The sequence below is a fragment of the Saccharothrix ecbatanensis genome, assembly GCF_014205015.1.
GTDB classification, from domain to species: domain Bacteria; phylum Actinomycetota; class Actinomycetes; order Mycobacteriales; family Pseudonocardiaceae; genus Actinosynnema; species Actinosynnema ecbatanense.
Genome location: NZ_JACHMO010000001.1, coordinates 8,237,440 through 8,263,245, shown reverse-complemented (window position 1 = coordinate 8,263,245; position 25,806 = coordinate 8,237,440). Strand labels below are relative to the sequence as shown.

Annotated in this window: 27 protein-coding genes and 1 tRNA gene; 9 read left to right on the top strand and 19 right to left on the bottom strand. The window is 70.7% G+C overall.

The features are described from left to right. The first annotated feature begins 149 nt into the window (after positions 1 to 149). From F4560_RS36545 to F4560_RS36520, 6 genes are all read left to right on the top strand, one after another. The gene (locus F4560_RS36545; protein WP_184927641.1) at positions 150 to 1,568 is read left to right on the top strand and encodes a collagen binding domain-containing protein; all 1,419 of its coding nucleotides are present in this window, start codon (positions 150 to 152) and stop codon (positions 1,566 to 1,568) included. Further along, positions 1,565 to 2,272, top strand: coding sequence for a class F sortase (locus F4560_RS36540; protein ID WP_312869686.1), 708 nt, complete (start codon positions 1,565 to 1,567; stop codon positions 2,270 to 2,272). The genes F4560_RS36545 and F4560_RS36540 overlap by 4 nt, the downstream gene beginning before the upstream one ends. A 63-nt stretch (positions 2,273 to 2,335) precedes the next feature. Further along, positions 2,336 to 3,508 carry a polysaccharide deacetylase family protein gene (locus tag F4560_RS36535; RefSeq protein WP_184927640.1) on the top strand — a complete coding sequence of 391 codons (1,173 nt, stop codon included), beginning with the start codon at positions 2,336 to 2,338 and terminating at the stop codon, positions 3,506 to 3,508. An 88-nt stretch (positions 3,509 to 3,596) separates the two neighbouring features. Next, entirely contained in the window at positions 3,597 to 4,877 is a 1,281-nt protein-coding gene (locus tag F4560_RS36530) for a sensor histidine kinase (RefSeq protein ID WP_184927639.1), read from the top strand. Further along, entirely contained in the window at positions 4,829 to 5,476 is a 648-nt protein-coding gene (locus tag F4560_RS36525) for a LuxR C-terminal-related transcriptional regulator (RefSeq protein ID WP_184927638.1), read from the top strand. Before F4560_RS36530 ends, F4560_RS36525 begins: the two co-directional genes overlap by 49 nt. Positions 5,477 to 5,530: 54 nt before the next feature. Continuing rightward, entirely contained in the window at positions 5,531 to 7,165 is a 1,635-nt protein-coding gene (locus tag F4560_RS36520; protein WP_184927637.1) for a DUF885 domain-containing protein, read from the top strand. A gap of 175 nt (positions 7,166 to 7,340) precedes the next feature. On the opposite strand, the gene F4560_RS36515 is transcribed toward F4560_RS36520, so the two are convergent. The 10 genes from F4560_RS36515 to F4560_RS36475 form a co-directional block, all read right to left on the bottom strand. Beyond that, positions 7,341 to 7,414 (bottom strand) — tRNA-Leu (locus tag F4560_RS36515). A gap of 87 nt (positions 7,415 to 7,501) precedes the next feature. Continuing rightward, positions 7,502 to 8,572: a SagB/ThcOx family dehydrogenase gene (locus F4560_RS36510; protein WP_184927636.1), complete on the bottom strand. Its 1,071-nt coding sequence runs from the start codon at positions 8,570 to 8,572 to the stop codon at positions 7,502 to 7,504. Next, positions 8,553 to 9,671, bottom strand: coding sequence for an ATP-grasp domain-containing protein (locus F4560_RS36505; RefSeq protein ID WP_184927635.1), 1,119 nt, complete (start codon positions 9,669 to 9,671; stop codon positions 8,553 to 8,555). The genes F4560_RS36510 and F4560_RS36505 overlap by 20 nt, the downstream gene beginning before the upstream one ends. Before the next feature lie 3 nt (positions 9,672 to 9,674). Further along, positions 9,675 to 9,797, bottom strand: coding sequence for a hypothetical protein (locus F4560_RS45835; RefSeq protein ID WP_269321641.1), 123 nt, complete (start codon positions 9,795 to 9,797; stop codon positions 9,675 to 9,677). A gap of 193 nt (positions 9,798 to 9,990) precedes the next feature. Next, positions 9,991 to 11,316 carry an NAD(P)/FAD-dependent oxidoreductase gene (locus F4560_RS36500; RefSeq protein WP_184927634.1) on the bottom strand — a complete coding sequence of 442 codons (1,326 nt, stop codon included), beginning with the start codon at positions 11,314 to 11,316 and terminating at the stop codon, positions 9,991 to 9,993. Between the two features lie 170 nt (positions 11,317 to 11,486). Further along, positions 11,487 to 11,981: a hypothetical protein gene (locus F4560_RS36495; protein WP_184927633.1), complete on the bottom strand. Its 495-nt coding sequence runs from the start codon at positions 11,979 to 11,981 to the stop codon at positions 11,487 to 11,489. 160 nt (positions 11,982 to 12,141) lie between these two features. Next, positions 12,142 to 13,545: a DUF58 domain-containing protein gene (locus F4560_RS36490; protein WP_184927632.1), complete on the bottom strand. Its 1,404-nt coding sequence runs from the start codon at positions 13,543 to 13,545 to the stop codon at positions 12,142 to 12,144. After that, the gene (locus F4560_RS36485; protein WP_184929608.1) at positions 13,542 to 14,486 is read right to left on the bottom strand and encodes an AAA family ATPase; all 945 of its coding nucleotides are present in this window, start codon (positions 14,484 to 14,486) and stop codon (positions 13,542 to 13,544) included. The genes F4560_RS36490 and F4560_RS36485 overlap by 4 nt, the downstream gene beginning before the upstream one ends. Positions 14,487 to 14,554: 68 nt before the next feature. After that, positions 14,555 to 15,019, bottom strand: coding sequence for a hypothetical protein (locus F4560_RS36480; protein WP_312869684.1), 465 nt, complete (start codon positions 15,017 to 15,019; stop codon positions 14,555 to 14,557). Next, positions 15,016 to 15,672 carry a DUF4129 domain-containing protein gene (locus F4560_RS36475; RefSeq protein WP_184927631.1) on the bottom strand — a complete coding sequence of 219 codons (657 nt, stop codon included), beginning with the start codon at positions 15,670 to 15,672 and terminating at the stop codon, positions 15,016 to 15,018. Before F4560_RS36475 ends, F4560_RS36480 begins: the two co-directional genes overlap by 4 nt. Before the next feature lie 90 nt (positions 15,673 to 15,762). Between F4560_RS36475 and F4560_RS36470 the strand changes: the two genes are divergently transcribed. Then, on the top strand, positions 15,763 to 16,194 hold the full coding sequence (locus F4560_RS36470; RefSeq protein WP_184927630.1) for a hypothetical protein: 432 nt from the start codon (positions 15,763 to 15,765) through the stop codon (positions 16,192 to 16,194). A gap of 14 nt (positions 16,195 to 16,208) precedes the next feature. On the opposite strand, the gene F4560_RS36465 is transcribed toward F4560_RS36470, so the two are convergent. Next, positions 16,209 to 16,706 carry an SMI1/KNR4 family protein gene (locus F4560_RS36465; protein ID WP_184927629.1) on the bottom strand — a complete coding sequence of 166 codons (498 nt, stop codon included), beginning with the start codon at positions 16,704 to 16,706 and terminating at the stop codon, positions 16,209 to 16,211. 66 nt (positions 16,707 to 16,772) lie between these two features. Continuing rightward, positions 16,773 to 17,486 carry a uracil-DNA glycosylase gene (locus F4560_RS36460; RefSeq protein ID WP_184927628.1) on the bottom strand — a complete coding sequence of 238 codons (714 nt, stop codon included), beginning with the start codon at positions 17,484 to 17,486 and terminating at the stop codon, positions 16,773 to 16,775. Positions 17,487 to 17,516: 30 nt separating this feature from the next. Here F4560_RS36460 and F4560_RS36455 point away from each other — a divergent pair, with 30 nt between their 5' ends. Further along, positions 17,517 to 19,004, top strand: a complete 1,488-nt coding sequence (locus F4560_RS36455; RefSeq protein ID WP_184927627.1) for a S10 family peptidase — start codon at positions 17,517 to 17,519, stop codon at positions 19,002 to 19,004. Here F4560_RS36455 and F4560_RS36450 read toward each other — a convergent pair. The 3 genes from F4560_RS36450 to F4560_RS36440 are packed head-to-tail and all read right to left on the bottom strand — an operon-like array spanning position 19,001 to position 21,187. After that, complete coding sequence (locus F4560_RS36450; RefSeq protein WP_184927626.1) at positions 19,001 to 20,200, bottom strand: MAB_1171c family putative transporter; 1,200 nt, start codon at positions 20,198 to 20,200, stop codon at positions 19,001 to 19,003. The two genes, F4560_RS36455 and F4560_RS36450, sit on opposite strands and share 4 nt — an antisense overlap. Then, positions 20,200 to 20,760, bottom strand: coding sequence for a hypothetical protein (locus F4560_RS36445; protein ID WP_184927625.1), 561 nt, complete (start codon positions 20,758 to 20,760; stop codon positions 20,200 to 20,202). The genes F4560_RS36450 and F4560_RS36445 overlap by 1 nt, the downstream gene beginning before the upstream one ends. After that, positions 20,702 to 21,187: a helix-turn-helix domain-containing protein gene (locus F4560_RS36440; protein WP_184927624.1), complete on the bottom strand. Its 486-nt coding sequence runs from the start codon at positions 21,185 to 21,187 to the stop codon at positions 20,702 to 20,704. The genes F4560_RS36445 and F4560_RS36440 overlap by 59 nt, the downstream gene beginning before the upstream one ends. A gap of 165 nt (positions 21,188 to 21,352) precedes the next feature. Between F4560_RS36440 and F4560_RS36435 the strand changes: the two genes are divergently transcribed. Then, a complete protein-coding gene (locus tag F4560_RS36435) occupies positions 21,353 to 21,859 on the top strand; it encodes an RICIN domain-containing protein (protein ID WP_184927623.1) in 507 nt (168 codons plus the stop codon). A 117-nt stretch (positions 21,860 to 21,976) separates the two neighbouring features. Here F4560_RS36435 and F4560_RS36430 read toward each other — a convergent pair whose 3' ends face one another. From F4560_RS36430 to F4560_RS36415, 4 genes are read right to left on the bottom strand one after another with little or no spacing between them, the layout of a single operon-like run. Then, a complete protein-coding gene (locus F4560_RS36430; RefSeq protein WP_184929606.1) occupies positions 21,977 to 22,972 on the bottom strand; it encodes an ABC transporter ATP-binding protein in 996 nt (331 codons plus the stop codon). After that, positions 22,965 to 23,948 carry an ABC transporter ATP-binding protein gene (locus F4560_RS36425; RefSeq protein ID WP_184927622.1) on the bottom strand — a complete coding sequence of 328 codons (984 nt, stop codon included), beginning with the start codon at positions 23,946 to 23,948 and terminating at the stop codon, positions 22,965 to 22,967. Before F4560_RS36425 ends, F4560_RS36430 begins: the two co-directional genes overlap by 8 nt. A 16-nt stretch (positions 23,949 to 23,964) precedes the next feature. Continuing rightward, on the bottom strand, positions 23,965 to 24,864 hold the full coding sequence (locus tag F4560_RS36420) for an ABC transporter permease (RefSeq protein WP_184927621.1): 900 nt from the start codon (positions 24,862 to 24,864) through the stop codon (positions 23,965 to 23,967). Continuing rightward, a complete protein-coding gene (locus F4560_RS36415; RefSeq protein ID WP_184927620.1) occupies positions 24,857 to 25,780 on the bottom strand; it encodes an ABC transporter permease in 924 nt (307 codons plus the stop codon). Before F4560_RS36415 ends, F4560_RS36420 begins: the two co-directional genes overlap by 8 nt. Between the last annotated feature and the right edge of the window lie 26 nt (positions 25,781 to 25,806).

The window sequence follows — 25,806 nt, the reverse complement described above, 5'->3', positions numbered from 1 at the left end:
TTACTCGGGCTGTCGATCTCGAATCCACCACCCGCGCTGCGGAGCGTAGTCGGGGCTCCACCCCGCTGGGGGCTTGTCGGCATGATCCCGTAGCCGTAAGGCTCAGCCCGGCAGCTCTCCACAGACGCGCCGAGGGGTAGTGGAAGATCATGGGTTGGAAACGACTCGCCGCCGCGGCGCTCGCGGCGGGCGTGGCCATGTTGACCGTCCCCGGCGCGGCCGGCGCGGAGGTCAAGGAAGGCCTCGGGCACGAGGTCCCGGCACAGGGCTACCACGGCAAGCCGCCCGGCGGTGACTGGCTCGGGTCCTACGAGTGGCGCGGTCAACGCGTGTGGTGCGTGCAGTACTCGCTGCTCGCGCCGGACAGCAGCCAGGAGTACAAGGACGGCGACGAACTGCTGTCCAAGGGCGGTGTGCCGCTGTCCCACGAGGTCGCGGCGAACATCTCCTACCTGCTGCTGCGCTACTCGGGCACCCAGTCGGCGGACGAGGCCGCCGCGCTGGCGCACCTGCTGCACTCGTGGACGGCCTACCCGGATCCCGAGCACGGCGTCCACCTCGACCCGACCAAGGGCTTCCAGGAGATCGCGTACGACGAGGCGTTCCACTACGCCCAGCTGGCGAACTTCGGGCAGTCCCAGCAGGCCGTGAACCGGCTGCGTGACGACGCGAAGGCCAACCGCGGGCCGTGGGCGGCGAAGGTGAGCGCGCCGACCAAGGAGCAGATCATCGGCACGCCCGACACGTGGGTGGTGGACATCACCAAACCCGACGGCGCACAGGTCGCCGGCGTGCCGGTCACGGTGGAGCTGACCGACGCCGAGCTGGAGGGCGGCACGCCGACCGGCGACCTGGTCACACCGACCGACGGCGGGGCGCTCTCGGTGAAGGTGGTGCCGACCGGGCCGAACCCGTCGTTCTCGGTGAAGCTGGACAGCCCGGCGGACCGGCCGAAGGTCCAGGTCCCGCAGAACAACACGGCGATGCAGCGGATCGTCACCACGGGCGGCGAGAAGAAGCTGGCCGCGAACGCGGCGACGACGGCGAAGACGGCCCCCGGCGCGGTCAAGGTCGCCAAGACGGACGAGGAGACCGGCAAGGCGATCGCGGGCGTGGCGCTGCGGGTGACGGCGGCCGACGGCTCGTCGCCCGCGAAGCGGCAGGACGACACCGCGTTGACCGGCCCCGAGGGTCAGCCGATCGTGCTCCAGACCGCCGCCGACGGCACCGCGGTCGTGCCCGACCTCCGCACGCCTCAGGAGATCTGCGTGATCGAGGTGGCGCCGGTCAAGGGGTATGAGGAGTTCTTCGATCCCAACGCGCCGCCCAAGGTGTGCGGGAAGGTCGAGCCGGGGCAGACGCTGGCGCTGGCGTTGACCAACAAGCCGGACAAACCGATCGTGCCCATCACGATCCCGGCGGGCTCGGAAGGCGCCGGGGTGGTGGCGAAGGCGTCGTTCACCACCGAGGCGTCCACCGGGGGCCTGGTCGGGTTCGGCGGCGTGGTGCTGGTCGGCGCGGCCCTGGTCGGCCTGCTGGCCCGGCGACGGGCGACCGCACGCCGGTGAAGGCTCTGCTGACGGGCGTGGCGGTGGCGGCTCTGCTCGCCTCCGCCGCGCTCGTCGTGACCCATTCGCCCGACGTCGTGCTGGCGGGCTCGGCCATCCCCGGTGACGCCGTGGTGCCGCACCCGTTGGGCGACAGCGCGCTCTCAGGGCGTGGCGTGGACCTGGCCGGGATGCCGGTGGGTGCGAACCCACCCCAGGCACCCGCGACCACCACTACGGCAACGCCCGCTCCCCCGCCGCCGCCTCCTGTCGCGCCGCCGCAGCAGCAGCCGGGAACGGTGCGGCTGCCGGCGGGCGGGTTGGCCACGCTGGTGCGCGAGGAGGTGACCGCCGACGGCGTGCTGCCGGTGCCCGAGGGTGTCGGCGAGGCGACGTGGTGGGGCGTGGACCTCGGCGCCGCCGAGGGCGCGACGGTGCTGGCCGGACACGTGAACTGGAAGGGCATGACCGGGCCGTTCGACGAGTTGTGGCGGGCGGCGGTCGGGCAGCACGTGACCGTGGTCGACACGGCGGGCAAGTCGTTCCGGTTCCAGGTCAGCCGGGTCGAGGCGGTCCGCAAGGAGGCCCTGCCGGCGCGCGCGGTGGAGTTGTTCGGGCCGCGCGGCGGGCACCGGCTGGTGCTGGTGACGTGCGGCGGCCGGTGGGTCGGCGGCGACACCGGGTACGAGGAGAACCAGGTCGTGATCGCCACCCCGATCGCCTGATCCACCTCGGCAAGGTTGTAACGAACAGGCAACCTCCGGCTACCCCGCGTCGTCATTGTTGGTGTGAAGCGATGGGGTCGGCTCAGCACGGGTGTGGCGCTGGCACTCACCCTGGTGGTGTTGGCCGTGCTGGGCGCACGGGAACCCGAACCGGGCAACGACGTGGGCGAACTGGCCGCGCCGCTGCCGATGGCACCGCGCACGACCACTGGTAGCGCGGGCACGGCCACCCCGTCGGCCGCCCCGCTGACCGTGCCGCCGTCCGCGACGCCGCCGTCGTGGATGCGGCGGATGCTGCCGGGTGAGAAGCCGCCGCAGTTCGTGCTGTTCTCGTTCGACGGCGCGGCGTCCAAGCCGCACTGGGACCGGATCATGCCGTTGGCCCAGCAAGCGAACGCGCACGTCACCGGGCTCTTATCCGGCGTGTACATGGTCGCGGACGAGGACGCCGCGATGTACACCGGGCCCGGCCACGACCAGGGCGATTCGTCCATCGGGTTCGGCGGCAGCCGCGCGGACGTCGACCTGCGGATCGGGTACCTGAACGCGGCCATCGACGCCGGGCACGAGATCGGCACGCACTACAACGGGCACTTCTGCGTCGGCGACGAGCCGAACGTCGGCACTTGGAACACCGACCAGTGGAACTCCGAGATCGACCAGTTCTTCATGATCGTGGAGAAGGCCCGGCAGCGGGGGTTCAAGCTGGACCCGGCGGCCGTGCGCGGCGGGCGGACGCCGTGCCTGGAGGGTGACTGGGGGCAGGCGTTCCCGGCAATGCGCGCACACGGCCTGGCGTACGACACCAGTCACGTGAGCCTCGGTGTGGTGTGGCCGTTCGTGCGGGACGGGATGTGGGAGTTCCCCATGCCGGAGGTGCGCGTGCCCGCGCTGGGCAAGCAGGTCGTGATGATGGACTTCAACCTCTGGTACGCGCTCAACGGCGCGAAGGACGAGCCGGAGAAGGCCGCCGACTACACCCGGATCGTGCTGGACACGTACCGGTCGGTGTACCAGGCGGCGTTCAACGGCAACCGGGCGCCGATCGTGATCGGCAACCACTTCAACGAGTGGGCCGGCGGCGCGTTCAGCAATGCGGTGGAGGGGTTCCTGAGCGAGGTGTGCGTGCGGCCGGAGACGGCGTGCGCCACGTACACCGAGGTCATCCAGTGGATGCAGTTGCAGGACCCGGTGGTGCTGGAGCAGTTGAGGCGGATGCCCGCCGCCCGGAACTGACGGTCCGGCGGTCGGTAAGCCGGGGTCCGCCGGGATTGGGGGGTTAGACCCACCGATTTGGCTGTGGCAGGCCGGAAGAATCGGGGCCATGACGGACCACGACCTCGTACGCGAGGCCCGCACCCGGCTGACGCAGGCCGCGCTGGGGCTGGCACGGACACCGCTGTGCGTGGCGGGCCTGCTGCTGGTCCCGCTCCAGCTGAACGCCTACCCGCTGATCCTGGTGACCATCGGCGTGCCGTTCCTGCTGCTGTTCACCGCGCTGGCCCGCCGTTACACCGGTTTCTTCCGCTGGTGGGCGTCCCGGGTGCTGGGGGTGGAGATCCCGGCGCCCTACCGGCTGCCGGAGAACCGGGGCCCGATGACCAGGGTCCGCACCATCGCCACCGACCCGGCGACGTGGCGCGACATGGCGTTCCTTCCGGTCAACGCGTTCGTGGGGATTTTCTGCGGCATGATGCCGGTCGCGTTCTGGGTCAACGGCGTGCTCGGGTTCGTGATGCCGCTGATCTGGCTCGACAACGGCAGGTCGGTCGAGTACGTCATGGTCAGGTACGACACCCCGGGCAACTTCGTGCTGGCGCCCCTGTTGGGCATCGCCTTCCTGGTGCTGGCCTGGTGGGCCACGCCCCGCGCCGCCCGGCTGCACGCCACGGTCGTGAAGTGGCTGCTCGCGCCGAGCACCAAGGCCACGTTGACCAACCGGGTGCGGGTGCTGGCCGACTCACGGGCCGACACGGTGGACGCGCAGGCCGCCGAGCTGCGCCGGATCGAACGGGACCTGCACGACGGCGCGCAGGCGAGGCTGGTCGCGTTGGGCATGAACCTGGGCATGGCCGAGGAACTGATGGCCCGTGACCCGCGGGCGGCACAAGAGCTGCTGGCCGAGGCACGCCAGTCGTCCACCCAGGCGTTGGCGGAGCTGCGGGACCTGGTCCGCGGCATCCACCCGCCGGTGCTGGCGGACCGGGGGCTGGACGGCGCGCTGCGCGCGTTGGCGCTGGCGCACCCGCTGCCGGTGGAAGTGGACATCGAGCTGACCGGACGGCCGGAGGCGCCGGTCGAGTCGGCGGCCTACTTCGCGGTGGCGGAGACGTTGACGAACGTGGCCAAGCACAGCGGCGCGACCGGTGCGTGGGTGCGCGTGCGGCACGAGGACGGCAGGCTCTCGCTGATGATCGGCGACGACGGGCACGGTGGCGCGGTGGCGACGGAGAACGGCGGATTGCGCGGAATCGAGCGCCGGCTGGCCGCGTTCGACGGCACACTCGGCATCGCGAGCCCGGTCGGCGGGCCGACCATCGTGACCATGGAGCTGCCGTGCGCGTTGTCCTCGGTGAAGACCTCGTCCTCCTCCGGGACGGCCTGATCCGGCTCCTCCAGGCGTACGACTTCGACGTGGTGGAAGCGGTCGACTCCGGTCCCGCCCTGCTCAAGGCCCTGGTCGACCACCGCCCGGACGTGGCGGTGGTCGACGTCCGGCTGCCGCCGACGTTCACCGACGAGGGTCTGCGGGCCGCCATCGAGGCCCGCAAAAGGGTGCCGGGCCTGCCGATCCTGGTCCTTTCCCAGTACGTCGAGCAGCTGTACGCGCGGGAACTGCTGTCCGACCGCGGCGGCGCGGTCGGTTACCTGCTCAAAGACCGGGTGTCGGACGTCCGGCAGTTCGTGGACGCCATTCGGCGGGTCGCCGCGGGCGGCACCGCGATGGACCCCGAGGTCATCACCCAGCTGCTCGCCCGGGGCGCGCGGGACCAGCCGCTGGCCACGTTGACGCCCCGTGAACGGGAAGTGCTCTCGCTGATGGCCGAGGGCCGTTCCAACGGCGCGATCGCCGGCCGGCTGTTCGTCACGGAGAAAGCGGTCGGCAAACACATCGCGAACATCTTCGGCAAGTTGGACCTCCCGTTGTCCGGGGACGACAACCGGCGGGTGCTCGCCGTGCTGGCCTATTTGGACGGGGTGTAAATCGTTTCTTAGGCTAAGTACCATCCTGGTTTTGACGACGACCCGGGGGTGCGCATGGGTACGACGGCGGAGTTGGCCGACGAACTGCTCGACCTGATGTTCACGCAGATGCCGTTGGCAGCCACGGTGTACGGCGTGCCCGGATACGACCACCTGCTCACCGACTACCGGGTCGAGACGGACGAAGCGACCCGGGCACGAGCCCTGGACATCGTGGAACGGGCGCACGCCCTGCCCGCGGACGACGACCCGGTGACGCGCGCGGTGATCGTCCAGCAGGCGCGGGCGGCGGTGGACCTGATCGACGCGCGCGGCGTGGAGTACACGATCACCGACTCGTTCTTCGCGCCGGCGGGCGAGCTGCTGACCGTCATGCCGATGACCTCGGTGTCGGGACCGGAGTCCGAGCGCGCGTACCTGGACCGGCTGGCCGCCGTGCCCGAGTTCCTGCGCCGGGTCGCCGAACGACAGCTCGCCGGCGCCACTGCGGGCCGCACGCCCGTGCAGCACCTGGTGGACGCCGCCGTGGCCCACATCGACCGCTACCTCGTCGCCGACGAGGACCCGTTGGCCCGACCCGCGGGCGGCGAGGAGTTCACCGCCGAACGCGAACGGGTGCTGGCCGACGTGGTGCGGCCCGCGTTCGCCGCCTACCGGGACGTGATCGCGGGGATCAAGGGCCGGTCCACCGACGAGGTCGGCCTGAACCTGCTGCCCGGCGGCGAGGCGATGTACGCGGCGCTGGCGCGGGTCCAGACGACGACCGACCGCACGCCCGCCGAGCTGCACCAGACCGGTCTCGACGTGATGGCGGGCGTGGCGCGGGAGCTCGCCGAGCTGGGTGAACGGGTCTTCGGCACGTCCGACGTGGCGGCGGTGCTGGAACGGATGCGCACCGACCCGGCGTTGCGCTGGAACAGCGAGGACGAGCTGATCGACGCCGCTCGTGAGGCGGTGACCAGGGCCGAAGAGGCCGCGCCGCGCTGGTTCGGCCGGGTGCCGGAGCAGCGCTGCCAGGTGGAGCCGGTGCCGGCCGCCGACGCGCCGGGCGCCCCGACCGCGTACTACGCCCCGCCGTCGCCGGACGGGCTGCGGCCGGGCACGTACTACGCGAACACCCACCGGGTGGAGGAGCGGTTCCGGTACCAGGCCGAGGTGATCGCGTTCCACGAGGCCGTGCCGGGGCACCACTTCCAGATCACGCTGGCCCAGCAGCTGACCGACCTGCCGATGCTGCGCCGGATCGCGGGCGTGACGGCGTACCTGGAGGGCTGGGGCCTCTACACCGAGCGACTGGCCGACGAGATGGGTCTGTACTCGGACGACGTGGCGCGGCTCGGGATGCTGGCGATGGACTCGCTGCGCGCCGGGCGGCTGGTCGTGGACACCGGACTGCACGCGTACGGCTGGAGCCGGGCGCAGGGCGTGGAGTACCTGAGCGAGCACACGCCGATGGCGCTGGTCGAGATCGAGAACGAGGTCGACCGGTACATCGCCGCGCCGGGCCAGGCGCTGGCGTACATGGTGGGCCGGCTGGAGATCCTGCGGATCCGGGCGGCGGCCGAGGCGGCGCTGGGCGACCGCTTCGACATCCGGGCGTTCCACGACGTGGTGCTGGGCGGCGGCCCGCTGCCGCTCGCCGTGCTGGACGAGGTCGTCTCGGACTGGGTGCGCACCCACAACCCCTGACCCGCGCGAGTCAGCCGGTCGGACACCGCGAGTGGTCCGTTCGGGTATGCCGGTTCACGGGACGGCTTCCCGGACCACTTCGCGGGTCCGATCGGGTGACTCAGGTGACTGACGATCCGCGCATGCGGGTTCGTGTTCACCCGGCAGATGGGTGAAGCCAATGCGGCACCGAACGTGCCCCCGACGGGATTCGAACCCGTACTGTGACTCTTTTAAGGAGCCTGCCTCTACCGGTTGGGCTACGGGGGCAGCGGGGAGCCTAAGCCGTTACCGAGCGTTCGTGGGGCAGGTTTGGAAGAAGTCCCCCGCACGGCTCAATGCGATCCGCTATTGCGCTCATTCGGGTAATGGACCCAAGGCGCTCAGGCCGAGTACAACCTCGTGATAAGCATCACAGTCGAGTGCTTGTTCGACCAGCTCATCCCGCAATGCTGCGGTGAAGCCGATACCCAGGCCCATTGCCGTAGCAACCAGATAAGCCGTTTGGGATAGATGTCCTACGTCCATTTGCACAACACGGTATGCACGTGAGGTGTCGTAACGCCATCTAGTCCGTTCGAGCACGCCGGTGTACGCGAGGACCAACGGGGCCTGCCCGACCCAGTCCTGGTCCCCCGCCGCCGCGGCCATCTCGTCCGGCCCCCAGCACACTCCGATGGGCTCAAGCGCGTGCGCGAGCCCGTCGTAGTGGTGCCAGCCGGGTTCCAGCCCCGGCACGTCCCGCACGTGCGCGTACAGCTCGACCGGGTGCCGCCCGCCGCCGGACGGGCTGGTCTTGAACACCGTGCCGGACCGCCCGATCCGGGACCGAGCGGGCGACGGCCCGGCCAACACCGCCAGCAGCTCGCCGACCCGGTCGAGCGGCACACCGGACGTGCCGAACTCACGGGTGGTGCGCCGCTCCAGCAGCACGTCGAACAGCCCCGACCCGGCCCACTCGGGTTCGTCCGGCAACGGCGGCAGCGGCACGACGGCGCCACCCAGACTGCGGAACGGCGGGGGCGGCGGCGACGTCACGAGCTTGGCGTCCAGCACCGCGTCGTGCTCGTCGGAACCCTGGTACGGCGCGTCGGCGAGGGTGCGGCTGGCGAAGTGGAAGTGCCGGGCGGAGACGCCCCAGGTGCTCCAGCCGGCCAGCAGCCGGCGTTCCTCCTCGTGCCGGGGCGAGCCCTCCACGATCAGCACACCGGCGTCGACCAGCTCGTCCAGCACCTTGCGCAGCGCGGCCCGGTCCTCCTCGCCGAGCGGCGCGAGCAGCGCGTCGACGTCGGTGAACTCGGTGAACTTGCGGCACAGCAGTTCCGCGGTCTCGCTGATGGCGAACTGACGGTGGTGGAGGTAGTCGTCCCACACGACGGCGCCGTCCTGGTAGAACAGCGTCGCGTGCTCAGCGACCTTTGCCCGCACCCAGGAGCTCCTTGAAGCGCGCCGCCACCCAGTCGTGCACCGCCGCCGACACCCGCGCGTCCCCCGCCCGGTGCTCGAACCACCGCCAGTCGCAGTTGACGTTGACCTCCAGGAACACGTGGTCGCCGCCCGAGACCAGCAGGTCGAACGCGGCCACCTGGAGCCGCCAGTGCCTGGCCAGCGCGAGCAGCCGGTCGGTCAGCCCGGACGGCACGTCGACCGGCGTGACGCGGACCGCCTCCGGGTCCACCCACAGCTGCGCCGGGTCCAGCTTGTCCACCTGGAACGCGAGGCACCGCTCGCCCACGACGAACACGCGCAGCTCGGTGTCCGACGGCACGTACTCCTGGACGATCACCGGCGCGGACTCGGGCACGTCGCCGGACCGGCTGGTCTCCAGCGGGCGCGGGAACAGGCCGTGCTGCATGCCGGGGCGTGGTTCCAGCAGGTGCCGGCCGGAAGTCTTGACGATGCACTGCGCGCCGCCCGGCCTGGTGCGGCCGGGTCGGGTGGTGACCGTGGTGCGCGGCACGCGCAGGCCGAACGCGGAGGCGTCGGCGAGCTGCGTCAGCCGGTTCAGGTGGGAGGTGTTGCGGCTCGGGTTGACGTGCGCCCAGTCGCCCCGGCTGGACAGCCAGTCGGCGACCGCGCCCCACTGGTCCACGGCGTAGGCGGCGGCCAGCGTGCCCGGTTCGAGCGGGACCGCGGTGAGTTCGAAGTGCCTGCGCCACACCAGCAACGGGCGCAGCAGCCAGCGGTCGAGTTCCAGCAGCGGCTGGTCGGTGTAGACGGTGAGCGGCAGGTCGACGGAGCGGTCGGCGTCGATGCGGGCCATCCGGATGCCGCGTTCGGCGAGCGCGATGGAGAGTTCGTTCATCTCCATGTCGGCGGCGCGGGCGAGCACCAGCACGCAGGGCACCGGGCTGCCGTCACCCTCGTCGACCATCCCCAGGCGGTGCACCTGTTCCTGGAAGTCCAGGCACTTCGGCTGCGACCGGAACAGGTAGTCCTGACCTTGGAGCAGCAGCGGGGTGGGTTTCGCGGGTCTGGCTGCCTCGGTTGGGGGGACGAGCTCGTTCCCCCAACCGGAGACGGGCATGACTCAGTCGTCTTTCTTGCTGCAAAAACGCTTTTCGGCGGTGGCGTACTCCGCGGAGTACTCCGCCAGGGTACGATCCTCGATCTCACCGCGGCGAAGCTGTGCGGCCAGCTCCTCGAGAGACATCGCGGTCACCTCTCTCCCCACTGATGCATCACACATTCAGGCGATACACCAGCTGTATTCTCGGGTTCACGTTACGCAATGTCAAGGTTACCGGCGTGTCGCTAGGCCGTCCGGGGGCTCTACTGAGATGGCTGGTCCGGACGGCCGCCCGCCCACCGTGCCGAACGGCGCAGCAGACAGGCGGCCGTTCGCGTCAACTCTTGGTGGCGCGGTCGAACTCGGCCTTCGGCTCGTGGATCTGGCCCAGCGCGACGACCTCGCGGCCGGAGAACAGCGCCTGCGTCCAGTCCACGAACACCCGGAACTTGCGGTTGAACGTGGGCATGAACATCACGTGGTAGGCGCGGTGCAGGAGCCAGGCGAGGACGCCCTTGATCCGCACGCCGTACACGTCCGCCACGCCCTTGTAGAGGCCGAGGCCGGCGACCGAGCCCACGTACTTGTGGTGGTAGTCCTTGGTCGGCTTGCCGCGCAGCGTGGCGATGATGTTCTTGGTCATCAGCTTCGACTGGCGGATGGCGTGCTGCGCGTTGGGCGCGCACACGGCCGTCGGGTCCTCTTCGGTCTGCGACAGGTCCGGGATGGCCGAGCAGTCGCCCGCCGCCCACACGCCCGGCAGGCCGACGACCTGCGTGGCCGCCGTGCACCGCACCCGGCCGCGCTCGTCCAGCGGCAGGTCGGTGTTGCGCAGCATGGGGTTGGCCTTCATGCCCGCGGTCCAGATGATGGTGTCCGAGTCGAACTCGGTGCCGTCGTCGAGGACGACGTGGCCGCCCTCCATGCTCTTGACGCGCGTGTCGAGGTAGCACTTGATGCCGCGCTTCTCGAGCTGCTCGACGGTCCACGCGCCGAGCCGGGCGCTCACCTCGGGCATGATCCGGCCGGTGGCCTCGACCAGCACCCAGTGCATGTCCTCTTGCTTGAGGTTCTCGTAGTAGCGAAGCGCGTAGCGGGCCATGTCCTCCAGCTCCGCCAGCGTCTCGATGCCCGCGAAACCGCCGCCGATGACCACGAAGCTCAGCAACCGCTTGCGCAGTTCCGGGTCCTTCGTGCTGGACGCCTGGTCGAGCCGCGACAGCACGTGGTTGCGGAGGTAGATGGCCTCGCCGATGGTCTTCATGCCGATGCCGACCTCGGCCAGCCCCGGGATGGGGAGGGTGCGCGAGATGTTGCCCAGCGCCGAGACGAGCACGTCGTACTCGAACTCCTCGACGTGGCCGTCGGCGAGCTCGACCGTGACGGCCTTGCGCTCGTGCTCGATGCGGGTGGCACGACCGGTGACCACGTGGCAGCGCTTGAGGACCTTGCGCAGCGGCACCACGACGTGGCGGGGCTCGATGGAGCCGGCCGCCGCCTCGGGGAGGAACGGCTGGTAGGTCATGTGGGGCTGGGGGTCGATCACCGTGACGGATGCCTCGCCGGAACGCAGCTTCTTCTGCAATCCCAGCGCGGTGTACATGCCGACGTACCCACCGCCGACAATCACGATCCGTGTGGGTTGCGACTTCACAGCAGCCATACACATATGGTCGCACCGGAGGGGGCTTTCCCGCGCATCGATCGGCCCTGTTGTGACCACAGTCGCCGGGTGATGACGGACACGCCGGCGCTGACCAGCAGATCATGGTGAACGTGCTGAGAGGAACGATACAGACGTTCAGCTCGGACTGAGGTCGGACGGCGCGTTTCTCAGCCTTTTCGGCGCATCAGGAGGACCACCCCGAGGACCAGTCCGATCGCGCACGCGAGGCCCGCGATCTCGACCGCCGCGTCCGTTCGGCCGCCCGGCAACAGGATGACGACCGCGCCGAGCGCCAGCACGCAGAGTTGAACGGTGGCGAACCTCTTCGCGGGCGCCTTTAGTGCTTCCGGGTGAACGCGTGATCCGATCGGGACTATTGCCGCATAGGCGGCCAGGACGTGGACCAGGTGCAGGAGCACGACCAGCGCGAACACGCCCGCCCAGGACCGGTCGTCGCTCACGAACGCCATCGCCGCCGCCGGGTAGCCGATGATCAGCGCGACCGCGGCGGACGCCGGGATCGCCACCGCGGCGGCCACCAGGAGCCCGTACAGCGCCAGGGCCGGCCACTCGACCCCGTGGACCGCCAGCACTCCGCCCACCGCGCCTGCGGCGACCGCGATGGCCGCCCGCAGCACCCATCCGGGCACCCCGCCCCTCACCAGTGAGTCCTACGTTCAGAACGCGTGAGTCCTACGTTCGGAACCCCCGAGTTCAACGCTCGGAACGCGCGAGTCGAACGTTCAGGCCCCGCGAGTCGAACGCTCAGGTACCCCGAGTTCGACGCTCGCGTCGGGGGCGCGGTCGGGGGCGCGGGCTGGGTCATCTGGACAGCCGCCGTTCGGTGCGGGCCTGACGCAGCACGCCCGCGATCGGCGCGCCCCACGGCACCACGGCCACGCCGTGCTGCCGCATCGCCTCCAGCCGCACGTCGTGCTCCAGCCGGATCACCTTCAACGCGCTCACACCCCACCGCGCCTCCGGATCGGGCCGCAACGGCTGCGGCAGCACGTCCACCGCCAGCACGAGGTTCCCGCGCCGCGCGGCGTGCACCGCCAACTCCACCACCTCGGCGTCCAGGAACGGCGACAGCACCACCACCAGCGCCCCGTGCGGCACCTGCTCGGGCCGCAGCACGGGCCGCTGAGCCCACCCCGCCGACCGCGCGCACACCACGAGCTGGTTGCGCAGCCGCAGCAACTGCCGCCGCCCGACGCCCGGACGCGCGCCCAGCTGCGGCCGGCCCAGGTCGACCAGGCCCACCCGGTCGCCCTGCCGCAGGTACCCGGCCCCCAACGACGCCGCCGCCCGCACCGCCAGGTCGAGACTGCCGCCCGGCCGAACGGTCGTCCCGCGCGACGCCAGCGACCACTCCCCGAGCGACCGGCCCAGCGGGTGAACCGTCGTCGCACGCGCCGGCGTCGCCCATTCCCCCAGCTCCGCGCCGACGTCCTGCCGAGTGTCCAACGCCAGCACCACGTCCGCGTCCGCCTCCGCGTGGTGCTCGCGGACGTGCAGGTACGTGCCCTCGGCGGTGCCCGCCATCGCGCTGGTCCGCAACGACACCCGCCAGTCGATCCGCCGCAGCCGGTCGCCCGGCTGGAACGCCCGGATGTCGCGCAGCTCCACCGAGTCGCCCGGCCGCCGTGCCCGGTGCGCGCCGACCAGTCCCACGGCCCGCGCGGGCAGCAGACCGGCGGGCAACGCCTCCACCGGCGGCAGGATCACCCGACCGCGTTCGACGGCGGTGATCGGACCGTGCACGAACAACGCGTCCGGCCCCGCCACCAGGTGGTCCGGCCGCAGGTCGACACCCTCGCCCCACGCGTCACGCCGCAGCACGACGTCGATCTCCCGCGCCGTCGCGGGCATCAGGTGCACCACGCCGATACCGCCGGCCACGGGGTCCGGCAGCCGGATCGCCAGCACCTCGGCGCCCGTGCCCGGGTCGACCTCGACGATGGACTTGGCCGCCCCGATCTCACCCGTGCGCGGCAGCCCGTGGACCTTGACCGTCGGGGTGCCCGTGACGGGCGTGATCAGGGCGAGCAGCGTGGAGATCAGCAGCGGCGCGCCGAACAGGACCAGCTCCACCTCGTGCAGCAGCCCGCCGAGCACCACCATCCCGACGCCGAGCGCCAGACCGCGCACCAGCGCGTCGGTCGGGTGCCAGTGCGCCCCTCGCCCGCTGGTGAACGCTTCGCGTAGCCGCTGCGCCCTCGTCATGACGAACGGGTGCTCGCCGGCCCGGCCACGCGGCCGAGCAGCTCGGTCACGACCTCCACGCCGGTGACGCCGGACGTCCACGTCTCCGGACGCAGCGTGATGCGGTGCGCGAGGGCGGCGACGGCGCACTCCTTGACGTCCTCCGGCAGCACGAAGTCCCGCCCGTCGAGCACCGCCAGAGCTCGTGCCACCAGCACCAACGCCTGCGCGCCGCGCGGTGACGCCCCGACCTCGACGGCGTTGTGCTTCCGGCTCGCGGACGCGAGGTCCACGCAGTACCGGAGCACGTCGTCGTCCACCGACACCTGTTCCACGCCGTGCTGGAGCCGCCGCAGCCGTTCCGCGTCCAGCACCGCCTCCACCTCGGTCTCCTCGCGCTGCCGGGTGAGCCTGCGGCGCAGCACCTCGACCTCTTCGGCGGGCGGCGGGTAGCCGATGTCGAGCCGGAGCAGGAACCGGTCCAGCTGCGCCTCGGGCAGCGGGTAGGTGCCCTCGTACTCCACCGGGTTCGCGGTCGCCAGCACGTGGAACGGGCGGGGCAGCGGGAACGTGCGGCCCTCGACCGTGACCTGCCGTTCCTGCATGGCTTCCAGCAGCGCGGACTGGGTCTTCGGGGGCGTCCGGTTGATCTCGTCGGCCAGCAGGAGGCCGGTGAACAGCGGTCCTTCGCGGAACGTGAACTCGCGGTCGCCCGGGTTGTAGAGGAACGAGCCGGTGACGTCGGCGGGCAGCAGGTCGGGGGTGCACTGGAGGCGCTTGAAGTCGAGCTTCAACGCCTGCGCCAGCGACCGGGCCATCAGCGTCTTGCCCAGGCCGGGCACGTCCTCCAGCAGCACGTGGCCGCCCGCGAGAACGGCCGCCAGCGCCAGCCGCAACGACCGTTCCCGACCCACGACGACGGTGCCGACGGCGGCGAGCACCGCTTTCGCCTCGGCCGCGATCGTCTCGACCTTCTCGCTTCCGGGTCCGTTGCCGGTTTCGGCGCCGGGGGTCGCTTCGTTGCCCGGGGTCACAGGTTCTCCAAGAGGTCGGCGAGCTTCGACGGCTCGGGCAGCGGTGCGGTCGGGTCGGTGAGCAGGCGGTGCAGGTCGGCGCCGAGCAGGTCGCGCGCCCTCGGGTCCTGGAGGCTGTGCACGCCGTGCTGCTGCCGCAACCGCGCCTCCGCGAGCCGTCGCAGCCGGGGCTGGACGCGGGTGACGAACCGGTCCTGGTCCACGGCGGCCTCGGCGAGCCGACTCGCGAGCGTGCTGGCCTGGACGAACGTGGCGGTGGAGATGGTCGCGGGCAGGGGCGCCCAGACGACGTCCGTCGCGCGCGGCAGGCGTGCGGCGAACAGGGCCAACGCGCCGACGGGCAACGCGATCAGCACCGCCCAGTGCCACGGCGCGCCGACGCGGACCAGGACGAACGCGGTGACGGCGGCGACGGCGACTCCCAGCGTTGTCGCGCGGGCCATGCCGGCCAGCGGGCTCACCGGAGGTCCCGGACGATCTGCTCCAACGCCTCGGTGGCCGTGCGGGCGTCCGCCGCGGTCACCTCCGCCGTCCCGAACCGCGCCCGTTGGTAGACGTGCTTGAGCGTGCCCGCGGCGCCTTCGTCCACTTCGTAGCGGCGCAGCAGGTCGCCGGTGAACTCGGTGGGCGTCTGGTGGCCTTGGCGTGGCACGCCACTGTCCTCGGCGGCCCGTTCGAGGCTGAGCCAGGCGGCGATGACCGCGTCACCGGGTGGACCGCCCTGGTCGCGCAACTCGTCGAGCGCTTCCGTCGCACGGCGGACGAAGATCGCCGGCGGCTCCGCGCTGCCGTCCCCCACTTCCGGCGCGTCGACCGCGATCCCCACCCCACGCCGCCGCTTCCACCGGAACATGCCGAACGAGATCAGCAGCGCGACGACCGCGACCACCGCCACCACGATCAGCACGATGGTGAGGGCGAGGAACGACCCGGCCACCGTCGATCCGCCCAGGTCGGTGTCGAGGGAGGTGTCCGACTCGGTGGGCGGCGGGGGCTTCTCGTCGGCGGCGAAAGGCCGTTCCTGGTACCGGACCGGCGACGTCCCGCGCGCGGCGAGAGCGACCAGCGCGAGCGCCGACCCCACCGCGAGGACGAGCGCGAGCCGGGGCTTCATGAGCCAAGGATGCCTGCCGGCCGGGGCCGCCGCGTGCGGTTTCCGGGGAAGGCCGCCGACTGGCCTATCGGACGTGGCTAGGGTGCACCGGTGGCCTTGACGATGGATCCCGACGAACGGCAGACGAGGCAGTACGAGTGCGGGTGCTGCAACGCGCCGATCGAGCGGGCGTGGAACTTCATCCACCGCGACGGAGACGCGCACGCCGTGTACTTCGCCAACTCCTACCACCACCGTGACCAGCCGCACGAGACGTGGATCGACGTCATCCTGGGCACTTGGGGCACCGGTTCCACCGACGACCACGTGACGTTCGGGTGCCGCGTCGGCCCGGTCGAGGGCAACCCGCAACCGGCGGCGACCCTGGTCCAGGCGTGCATGGACGGGTCAGGCGGCGACGTCCACGGCGTGCGGCTGTCCCGGGAGGACGGCCTGACCCACCCGCGTCTGCCGGAGTTCTGGCAGGTGGTCGACTTCGTGCTCGCCAACGACCCCGCCGTCCACCGTCACCTGTACGGCTGACCAGCCGCCTGAAACTACCCGGATTCACCGAACGCAGCGGCCGGTGCCAGGGCTTCGACGAACGACTGGAAGGAGGGGGCGAGGGTCAGGTCTTCGTCCATCTCGGCGTCGAGCCAGACGACCGACGGTTCACCGGCCGGACCGCACACCCGGTAATCCAGTGCGATCCACCAGTGCCCGTCACCGGTGAGCAGGACGACGCGTTCGGGCAAGCCCCACTCCCGCACCAGGTACGGCGTGTGCAGGATCGTCAGCGCGTCCCCGGTGGAGCCGATGCCCATCAGGCCCTCGAACGGCACGTGGTCCGGCGCCCATGACGCGGGCGTGTTCGTCGGGTACGCGGATCGACCGGACACCACGCCGCCGCCGTTCTGGACGCGGAGCAGTTCGATCAACACGGCGGGCAGCACCACACCGAGAACCCGCTCGGCCTCCCGCACCGCTTCGTCAGTCAGCGGAGCCTGCACGCCGTGGGTGTCGGCGCTCCAGAACTCACCCTCGATCGCCCCCATGAGCCGGACAATAGGCGATCACCCGGCTCGGCCGGCCCGGTGAGGATGTTGTGCCGCGGAGGTGATTCACCGGGGTGGCGCTCCGATTCCCGCCGCCTGTCGGGCCTTGAGCAGCACCGATTCGAGCATCTCGGGCGTCAGCCGACCGGTGAACGTGTTCTGCTGGCTCACGTGGTAGCAGCCGAACAGGTGCAGGGGCGGGCCGTCGTCCTGGGCCTCCAGCGTGATCCTGACCCCGTGTCCGAACACCGGACGTGGGCGGGGGATCTGCCAGCACGCGGCCAGCACGGGGAGCGCTGCCTGCCAGCCGAACGCGCCCAGCACGAGCACCGCGCGCAGGGTCGGGCGGAGCAGTTCGAGCTCCCGGATCAGCCACGGACGGCAGTTGTCGCGTTCCTCCGGGGTCGGCTTGTTCTCCGGCGGCGCGCACTTCACCGGGGCCGTGATGCGGGTGCCGATCAGCTCCAGGCCGTCGCCGATGTGGGTCGCCGTCGGCTGCGTCGCCAGCCCGACCGCGTGCATCGCCGCGTACAGGAAGTCCCCCGAACGATCACCGGTGAACATGCGGCCGGTGCGGTTCGCGCCGTGCGCGGCCGGCGCCAGGCCGATGATCGCCAGTGACGCGTCGGCCGGGCCGAAGCCGGGCACCGGGCGTCCCCAGTAGTCCTGATCCCGGAACGCCGCCCGCTTGACCCGCGCCACCTCCTCGCGCCACGCCACCAACCGCGGGCACGTGCGGCAATTGGTAACCCGTTCGTCAAGAGCGGACAGCGGGAGCAAGGAACGCGACTCCGATCGTAGAGTTCGACCATGACCGACAAGGACAACGGCGACGAGCAGGCCGCCAAGGACAAACCCGGCGACGAGCGGGACCTCCCGGTCGACGACCTCGTCACCACCCAGCACAGCATCACCGTCAAGCGCCGCAAGCTGAACTACACCACGACCACCGGTCGGGTGGTGCTGCGGCAGGAGGTGCTGACGGAGGGCAAGTTCGACGGCCACCAGCCGAAGGCCGAGGTCTTCCTCACCGCGTACACGCTGGACGGGGCGGACCCGGCGAAGCGGCCGGTGACGTTCGCGTTCAACGGCGGGCCGGGGTCGTCCAGCGTGTGGCTGCACCTCGGGCTGCTCGGGCCGCGCCGGGTGGTGTCCGGTGACGTGGGCGCCATGGCGCCGCCGCCGTACGACCTGGTCGACAACGCCGAGACGCTGCTCGCGCACAGCGACCTCGTGTTCATCGACCCGGTGTCCACCGGGTACTCGCGGGCGGTCAAGGGCGAGAAGCCCGGCGAGTACCACGGGTTCCAGGGCGACCTGGAGTCGGTCGGCGAGGTGATCCGGCTGTGGACGTCGCGCAACGGGCGGTGGATGTCGCCGAAGTTCCTGGCCGGCGAGTCGTACGGGACGACGCGGGCGGCCGGGTTGGCCGAGTACCTCCAGTCCCGGTACGGCATGTACCTCAACGGGTTGATGCTGATCTCGTCGGTGCTGGACTTCGCCACGCTGGACTTCAGCGAGGGCAACGACCTGCCGCACACGTTGTTCCTGCCGACGTACGCGGCGATCGCGCACTACCACGGGCTGCACGGGTCGCGTCCGCTTGAGGACGTGCTGGCGGAGGCCGAGGAGTTCGCGTCACGGGATTATCCGTGGGCGCTGGCGCGCGGGAACCGACTGTCCACTGAGGAACGTGCGGACATCGTCGCGCGGCTGGCCCGGCTCACCGGTCTGAGCGAGGACTACGTGGACCGGGTGAACCTGCGGGTCGAGCACGTGCGGTTCTTCACCGAGTTGCTGCGGTCGGAGCGGAAGGTCGTCGGGCGGCTGGACTCGCGGTTCACCGGGCCGGACGCGGATTACGGCCGGGAGACCTTCAGCGAGGACCCGTCGTACTCGGCGATCCTCGGGCCTTACACGGCGGCGTTGAACCATTACGTGCGGGCGGAGTTGGAGTACGAGAACGACTTGCCGTACGAAATCTTGACGATGAACGTGCGGCCTTGGTCGTTCAAGGAGTTCGAGGGGGTGCACGTGACGGTGGCGAACAAGCTGGCGTCGGCGATGCGCGCCAACCCGCACCTTCGAGTGCACATCGCATACGGGCACTTCGACGGTGCGACGCCGTACTACGCGGCCGAGCACGTGGTGGCGCACCTTCAGATTCCGGACGAGCTGCACGCCAACATCGAAGCCGCGTACTACCCCGCCGGGCACATGATGTACGTCCATGAGCCAAGCAGGGTCCAGCAGTCGAAGGACCTGGCCGAATTCGTCCAGTCCGCCGCTGACCGCTAGTAGCGGTTCCGGGCGAATGCCTGGGAGACCCGGCTCAGCCAGAGGACGTTGGCCGCCAGGTCCGCCGCATCGGTCCCGAGGGGAACGCGGGACTTGTCGCCGACGACCGGGTCTCCCCGCCGGTGGCGGCGCAACGCCGCCGCCAACATGGCCGCCTCCGCACGGGCGACGACCGCGTCGCCCGTGCGGTCCCGCTCGGCGCCCCGTCGCAGCTCCTGCTCGTAGACGGCCGGATCGCAGTAGCCCTGCAACGCCCGGCGGGCGTCCCAGATCTGCACGACCCGCAGGTGCAACCTCAGGTCCATGTCGCGCGCGTGGGGCGCCCACCGGTCGTCCCACGCGGCTCCCAGCCACCTGCCGAGCCTGGACGTGCCCAACGGCATCCGCACGTGGGGCAGGTCCTCGGTCAGGGCCGCCCACAGCGGGTGCAGCTGGTGGTGTGCCCGGTACCAGACCGCCCACCGGTTCACCGCGGTCAGCCACGGACCCCACCCGGGAACCGTCAGCCCGACGAGCCCGAGGGGGACGCTGACCAGGATCAGCGGGTGCGTCACCACCTGCTCGGGCACGGGCGGGGCGACGTCCAGCCGAGCCAGCGCGATGTAGGCGGCCTTGACCCCGCAGTACCCGACCCCCGCGGAACTCCCCACCGCGCCGACGAGCAGCCCACGGCGGATCCACGGACCGTCCGCCAGGCGGGACCACCGCCAGGAGAGCCAGGCGATGGTCGCGATCATCGCCATCGAGTAGAGGGCGAAGACGAGCAGGTACAGCGACGAGATCGGCGCGGTCGCGTACTCGGCGACGAACCCCGCCGTGTAGTCGGGAGGCGGTGCGAGGGAGGCGAAGACGACCGCGATCGCGATCGCCGCGAGCAGCACCGCGCCGTGACGCCTGACCAGGGCGGTGGCCACCGCCGGCAGGTGGATCGAGTGCAGGAGGACGGCCATGGCCAGGCACAGGCCCGCCATGATCAGCACGTGCTGGCCGACGGAGACCGCCCAGACCACCGCGGGAATGGGATCCGCCGCTTCGGCGCCGGCCGTGATCAGCACCGTGTACATGGCGAGCAGGAACGCCAACGTCGACAGGCACGCGGCCCGCAGCGCGCCGTTGGCGGGGTTGCGCGTCAGCGATCGGACCATGAAGGCCAGGCACAACGCGGCGGTGATCGCGACGGTCACGACCGTGGGCATCAGGTGGTCCGCCGTCTCCTCGTCAGAGCCGCGGCGAAACGCGCGTTCGCGGCGGCGACCTCCGGCAGGTCGAACCGCGGTGGCGTCATGCACCGCGCCGCGCCGACGCGCAGCCACATCAGTCCCGCGGCGACCTCCGCTTCGGCTTCCTCCGCGTTCGAGTAGCCGTCCCGCTGCGCGAACCGCTGGGCCTGCTCGACCACGTCGGGGTCGAGCTCGGTCAAGCCCTCCCCGCCGAGGTCGTCGAGCGACGTGCCGCGGTGGCCGAACAGCACGTGCGCGGCCTCGTGCAGGATGATGTGCTCCTGCTGCAAGGGCGGCAGGCGGTCGTCGAACACGATGACCAGGTCGTCCGCCCGCTCGATGACCAGCCCGCCCGGTCCGTCCGCGGGCAGTTCCGCGGCGAACAGGCCGATCGGCTTGCCCCGCTTGGCGCCGATCTGGTCGAGGAGCCCGTCGAAGTCGAACGGGGTCGGCCAGTCGAGCGAGTCCAGCTCCCGTTCAATCCGCCGGCGCAGAGCGGTCAGGTCGGTCCGTTCCGGACGGGGTCGCTTCTCCATGCGGGAACGGCCGCTGCCCTTCGGATTCGCCAAGTTGCTCGATCAGCCGCGCGACCGCGGCGAGACTGTCCGGGGACAGGCTACCGAGGCGGGCGTTGATGCCGCGCACGCCGTGCTTCTCCGCCGTCTCCTGGAGGCGGCGCGCCGCGACGAGGGAGTCCAGCTGGTCGTCGGCGATCGCGGCGCTGTCCTCGTCGAGGAAGTAGCCCACCCGGACACCGAAGTAGCGGGCCAGCGCCTCCAACGTCTCGATCTTGGGGTTGACCTCCTGCCCGGTTCGCAGCTTCCACACCGTGGTCCGGGACTTGCCGATGGCCTCGCCGATCACCTGGTCGGCGACCGAGGCTTCGCCGTCGCGCTCGGCCTTCTTCCCGATCAACGTGGTCAGCGCCTGCGCCAGGGTGCGCCGCCCGCTCGGTGGTGTCACCCGACCTCCTCATGCCCGCAGGCGACGTGACCAGGGTCACGTCGCGTTCATTAAACTTTAGTTGACGAGCTGACCTGCATGTTCGCTATGTTGGTCACGCTCCGACAACATGAGGGGGATGTCATGTCAAAGCGTCTGACAAGCTTAGTTCTCGCACTCGTCGGCATGGTCGCGGTGTTGCTCACGAGTCCGTCCGCCACGGCCGCCACCGCTCGGTCCGCCGACGGCGCGGCGGCGGTGACCGCTTCGGCGGTGAGCACGCCGCCGACCGCGCAGTCCCTGTACCTGGTGCAGAACGCCAACAGCAAGAAGTGCCTGCTGGTCCAGGGCACCGCCGAGCGCGCGCCCGTCATCCAGACCAACTGCGCCTACTTCAACGACCAGTACTGGTCGTTCATCGACAAGGGCAACGCGCGCTACCAGCTGCGCAACGCCAACAGCTACAAGTGCCTGCTGGTGCAGGGCACGAGCGACTCGTCCCCCGCCATGCAGACCGCCTGCGCCGACTTGGTCGACCAGTACTGGCGGCTGATCGACAAGGGAAGCGCCCGCTACCAGCTGCAGAACGTCAACAGCAACAAGTGCCTGCTGGTGCAGGGCACCGCGGAGCGGGCACAGGTCGTCCAGTACAGCTGCGGCAACTTCGCCGACCAGTACTGGAGCTTCTTCTGACCTGATCGGAGTCTCCGAACGGCCCCCGGCGCGCTCACCGCGCCGGGGGCCGTCGTCGTCCGGCACGAGGTGGCCGGCTCGTGCCCGCGTGCGGCCGGCCACCCGGGGTACTGCGAATCAGGGCACGACCGAGCGTTCCTCCGCGAAGTGGCAGGCGCTCGGGTGCCCGCCGACGCGTTCCACCAACGCCGGTTCCTCGGTCGCGCACACGTCCTGCGCCTTCCAGCACCGCGTGCGGAAGCGGCAGCCGGAGGGCGGGTCCACCGGGGACGGCACGTCGCCGGTCAGCCGGATCACGTCACGCCTGCCCCGCAGCGTGGGGTCGGCCACCGGCACCGCCGACAGCAGCGCCTGCGTGTACGGGTGCGTGGGATGCCGGTAGATCTGCTCCTCGGTGCCGATCTCCACGATCTTCCCCAGGTACATCACCGCCACCCGGTCCGACAGGTGCCGCACCACCGACAGGTCGTGCGCGATGAACACGTACGACAGCCCGAACTCGCCCTGGAGCTCCGCGAGCAGGTTCATCACCTGGGCCTGGATCGACACGTCCAGCGCCGACACCGGCTCGTCGCACACGATCACCTTCGGCTTCAACGCCAACGCCCGCGCGATCCCGATCCGCTGCCGCTGCCCGCCCGAGAACTGGTGCGGGTACCGGTTGAGGTGTTCGGGGTTCAGGCCCACGACGTCCAGCAGTTCCCGCACCCGCCCGGCCCGGGACGACTTGGGGGCGACCTCCGGGTGGATCTCGAACGGCTCGCCCACGATGTCGCCCACGGTCATCCGCGGGTTCAGGGAGGTGTACGGGTCCTGCAACACGATCTGCATCTCGCGCCGCCACCGACGCAGCGCGCCGCCCCGGAGCGAGAACATCGGCTCGCCCTCGAAGTGCGCCGACCCGGACGTGGGCGGTTCCAGCCGCATCAGGACCTGGGCCAGGGTCGACTTGCCGCACCCCGACTCGCCGACCACGCCCAGCGTCTCCCCCGCGCCCAACGTGAACGACACGCCGTCCACCGCCCGCACGTGCCCGACCGTCCGCCGGAACGCCACCCCCCGCGTCACCGGGAAGTGCTTCACCAGGTCCACCACTTCGAGCAGTTCAGGCACGGGTACCACCGACGATCTCCTCCGCGAAGTGGCACGCGCTGGTCCGCCCGAACCCGAGCCGCACCGCCGACGGCACGTGCGAAGCGCAGATGTCCTCCGCGCGCGGGCACCGGGGGTGGAACGGGCATCCCGACGGGATCCGCAGCAGGCTCGGCGGCAGCCCGCGGATCGTCTCCAGGGCCGTGCCCTTCGAGTCCAACCGGGGCAGCGAACGCATCAACGCCGCCGTGTACGGGTGCCCCGGCGAGCGGAACAGCGACACCGCGTCGGCGTGCTCCACGATCCGCCCCGCGTACATCACCACGATCCGGTCCGCCACCTCCGCGACCACCCCGAGGTCGTGCGTGATCAGGATCAACCCCATCTGCCGCTCGCGCTGGATCTCCGCCAGCAGGTCCATGATCTGCGCCTGCACGGTCACGTCCAGCGCGGTCGTCGGCTCGTCCGCGATCAGCACCTCGGGGTCCAGCGCCAACGACATCGCGATCATCGCCCGCTGCCGCATCCCGCCCGAGAACTGGTGCGGGTAGTCCCGGACGCGTTGCCGCGCAAGGGGAATCCGCACCAGGTCCAGCAGCTCGATCGCCCGCGCCCGCGCGTCGGCACGGCTCATCCCGCGCCGGATCCGCAGCTGCTCCTCGATCTGGAACCCCACCGTGAACACCGGGTTCAGCGCGGACAACGCGTCCTGGAAGATCATCGCCACACCCGAGGCGCGCACGGCACGACGACGTTCCGCGGACGCCGACAGCAGCTCCTCACCGTGGAACCGCACCGATCCGCGCGTCACGAAAGCGGGTGGCGTGTCGAGGATGCCCATGATCGCCTGCGCGGTCACGCTCTTCCCCGACCCGGACTCGCCCAGCACGGCCAACGTCTCGCCGGCCGACACGTGGTAGCTCACGCCGTTCAGCACGCGCGCCACCCCGTCCCGCGTCCGGAACTCCACGTGCAGGTCCTCGACCTCCAGCAGCACAAAAGCCTCCCAGCAATCAACGCAGCTTCGGGTCGAGGGCTTCACGCACCGCGTCACCCAGCATGACGAACGCCAGCACGGTCGCGGTCAGGAAACCGGCCGGGAACAGCAACGCGTGCGGCGCGACCCGCAGGTAGTCCTTGGCACTGTTGATCATCACGCCCCACGACACGACCGGCTGCCGCAGCCCGATCCCGAGGTACGACAAGGTCGCCTCGGCGCCGATGAACGCCCCCAGGGCGATCGTGGAGTACACCAGCACGGGCGCGACGCAGTTGGGCAGCATGTGCTTGCCGATGATCCGCGCCGACGACGCGCCCAACGCCCGAGCGGCCTTCACGTAGTCCTGCTGCTTGGCCGCGATCGCCGTGGACCGCATGATCCGCATCGCCACCGGCCACGACAGCACCGAGATCGACAGCACCACCTGCGCCACGATCCGCACCGGCCCCGCGTTGCCGCCGGCGTTCAACGTGGTGAGGATGACGATCGCGCCAAGCACGAACGGCACACCCACGAACACGTCCGCGATCCGCGACACCACGGCGTCCAACCACCCGCCGTAGAACCCGGCCAGCATCCCCACGGACGCCCCGACCAGCACCACGCCCAGCGTCGCCAGCACCCCGACGACGATCGACGCCCGTGCCCCGTAGACGACGCGCGTGTAGATGTCGTAGCCCTGGTTGTCGTACCCGAACCAGGCCTGCGCCGACGGCGCGCCACGCGACCGTGACAGCTCCGCCAGGTTCGGGTCCCCGGACGAGAACAGCCCCGGGAACAGCGCCATCGACAGCATCAGCATGATCAACGACACGGACACCCAGAACAACGGCCGCCGCCGCAACGTGTGCCAGGCGTCCCCGAACAGCCCGCGCGGCTGTTCCGCCACCAGTGAAGCGATCTGACTAGTCATAGCGGATCCTCGGGTCCAAGACCGCGTACAGCAGGTCCACCAGCAACGTCATGAGCAGGTACACCAACACCAGCACGGTGACCACGCCGGTCACCATCGCGCCGTCCTTTGTCAAGATCGACCGGAACACCAGCCCTCCGACACCAGGGACGTTGAAGATCCCCTCGGTCACGATCGCGCCGCCCAGGAACGCGCCGAGGTCCGTGCCGAGGAACGTGACCACCGGGATCAGCGAGTTCCGCAGCAGGTGCACGCCCACCACCCGGTGCGTCGGCTGGCCCTTCGCCAACGCCGTGCGCACGTAGTCGGCCCGCCGGTTCTCCGAGATGCTGGCGCGCGAAAGCCTTGCCACGTAAGCCATCGAGAGGCTCGCCAGCACGAACCCGGGCACGATGAGGTTGCCGAACGTCGGCGAGTTGACCGTCGGCGAGATCCACCCGAGTTGCAGCCCGAACACCAGCTGCACCACGTACCCGGTGACGAACACCGGGATGGAGATCAGGAACAGCGTGGACACCAGCACCAGGCTGTCCAGGAACCCGCGGTTGCGCAGGCCCGAGACGACACCCGCGGTGATGCCGATGACGGCTTCGATCAGCAGTGCCACCACGGCGAGCTTCACCGTCACCGGGAACGCCGCCGCGATCCGGCCCGAGACCTCCAGCCCCGACGACGTGACGCCGAAGTCGCCCTGGAAGAGCCCGAGCAGGTACTTCCCGTACTGCACGAGCAGCGGGTCGTCCAGGTTGAACTTGTCCCGCATCGCCGCCACGTACGACGCCGGGCAGTCCCGTTCGCCGCACTTGCCCTCGAACGGGTCGCCCGGCACCGCCCACACCAGGGCGTAGATCAGGAACGTGGTGCCGAGGAACACCGGCACCATCTGCAAAAGCCTGCGCAGGACGTAACGCCCCAACGCGCACTCCCCTCGGCCGGGGCCGG

Coding starts and splice junctions, on each gene's coding strand:
- F4560_RS36545 (WP_184927641.1), top strand. CDS start 150: ATGGGTTGGAAACGACTCGCCGCCGCGGCGCTCGCGGCGGGCGTGGCC.
- F4560_RS36530 (WP_184927639.1), top strand. CDS start 3,597: ATGACGGACCACGACCTCGTACGCGAGGCCCGCACCCGGCTGACGCAG.
- F4560_RS36520 (WP_184927637.1), top strand. CDS start 5,531: ATGGGTACGACGGCGGAGTTGGCCGACGAACTGCTCGACCTGATGTTC.
- F4560_RS36505 (WP_184927635.1), bottom strand. CDS start 9,671: ATGCCCGTCTCCGGTTGGGGGAACGAGCTCGTCCCCCCAACCGAGGCA.
- F4560_RS45835 (WP_269321641.1), bottom strand. CDS start 9,797: ATGTCTCTCGAGGAGCTGGCCGCACAGCTTCGCCGCGGTGAGATCGAG.
- F4560_RS36500 (WP_184927634.1), bottom strand. CDS start 11,316: ATGGCTGCTGTGAAGTCGCAACCCACACGGATCGTGATTGTCGGCGGT.
- F4560_RS36490 (WP_184927632.1), bottom strand. CDS start 13,545: ATGACGAGGGCGCAGCGGCTACGCGAAGCGTTCACCAGCGGGCGAGGG.
- F4560_RS36475 (WP_184927631.1), bottom strand. CDS start 15,672: ATGAAGCCCCGGCTCGCGCTCGTCCTCGCGGTGGGGTCGGCGCTCGCG.
- F4560_RS36465 (WP_184927629.1), bottom strand. CDS start 16,706: ATGGGGGCGATCGAGGGTGAGTTCTGGAGCGCCGACACCCACGGCGTG.
- F4560_RS36455 (WP_184927627.1), top strand. CDS start 17,517: ATGACCGACAAGGACAACGGCGACGAGCAGGCCGCCAAGGACAAACCC.
- F4560_RS36450 (WP_184927626.1), bottom strand. CDS start 20,200: ATGCCCACGGTCGTGACCGTCGCGATCACCGCCGCGTTGTGCCTGGCC.
- F4560_RS36445 (WP_184927625.1), bottom strand. CDS start 20,760: ATGGAGAAGCGACCCCGTCCGGAACGGACCGACCTGACCGCTCTGCGC.
- F4560_RS36435 (WP_184927623.1), top strand. CDS start 21,353: ATGGTCGCGGTGTTGCTCACGAGTCCGTCCGCCACGGCCGCCACCGCT.
- F4560_RS36420 (WP_184927621.1), bottom strand. CDS start 24,864: ATGACTAGTCAGATCGCTTCACTGGTGGCGGAACAGCCGCGCGGGCTG.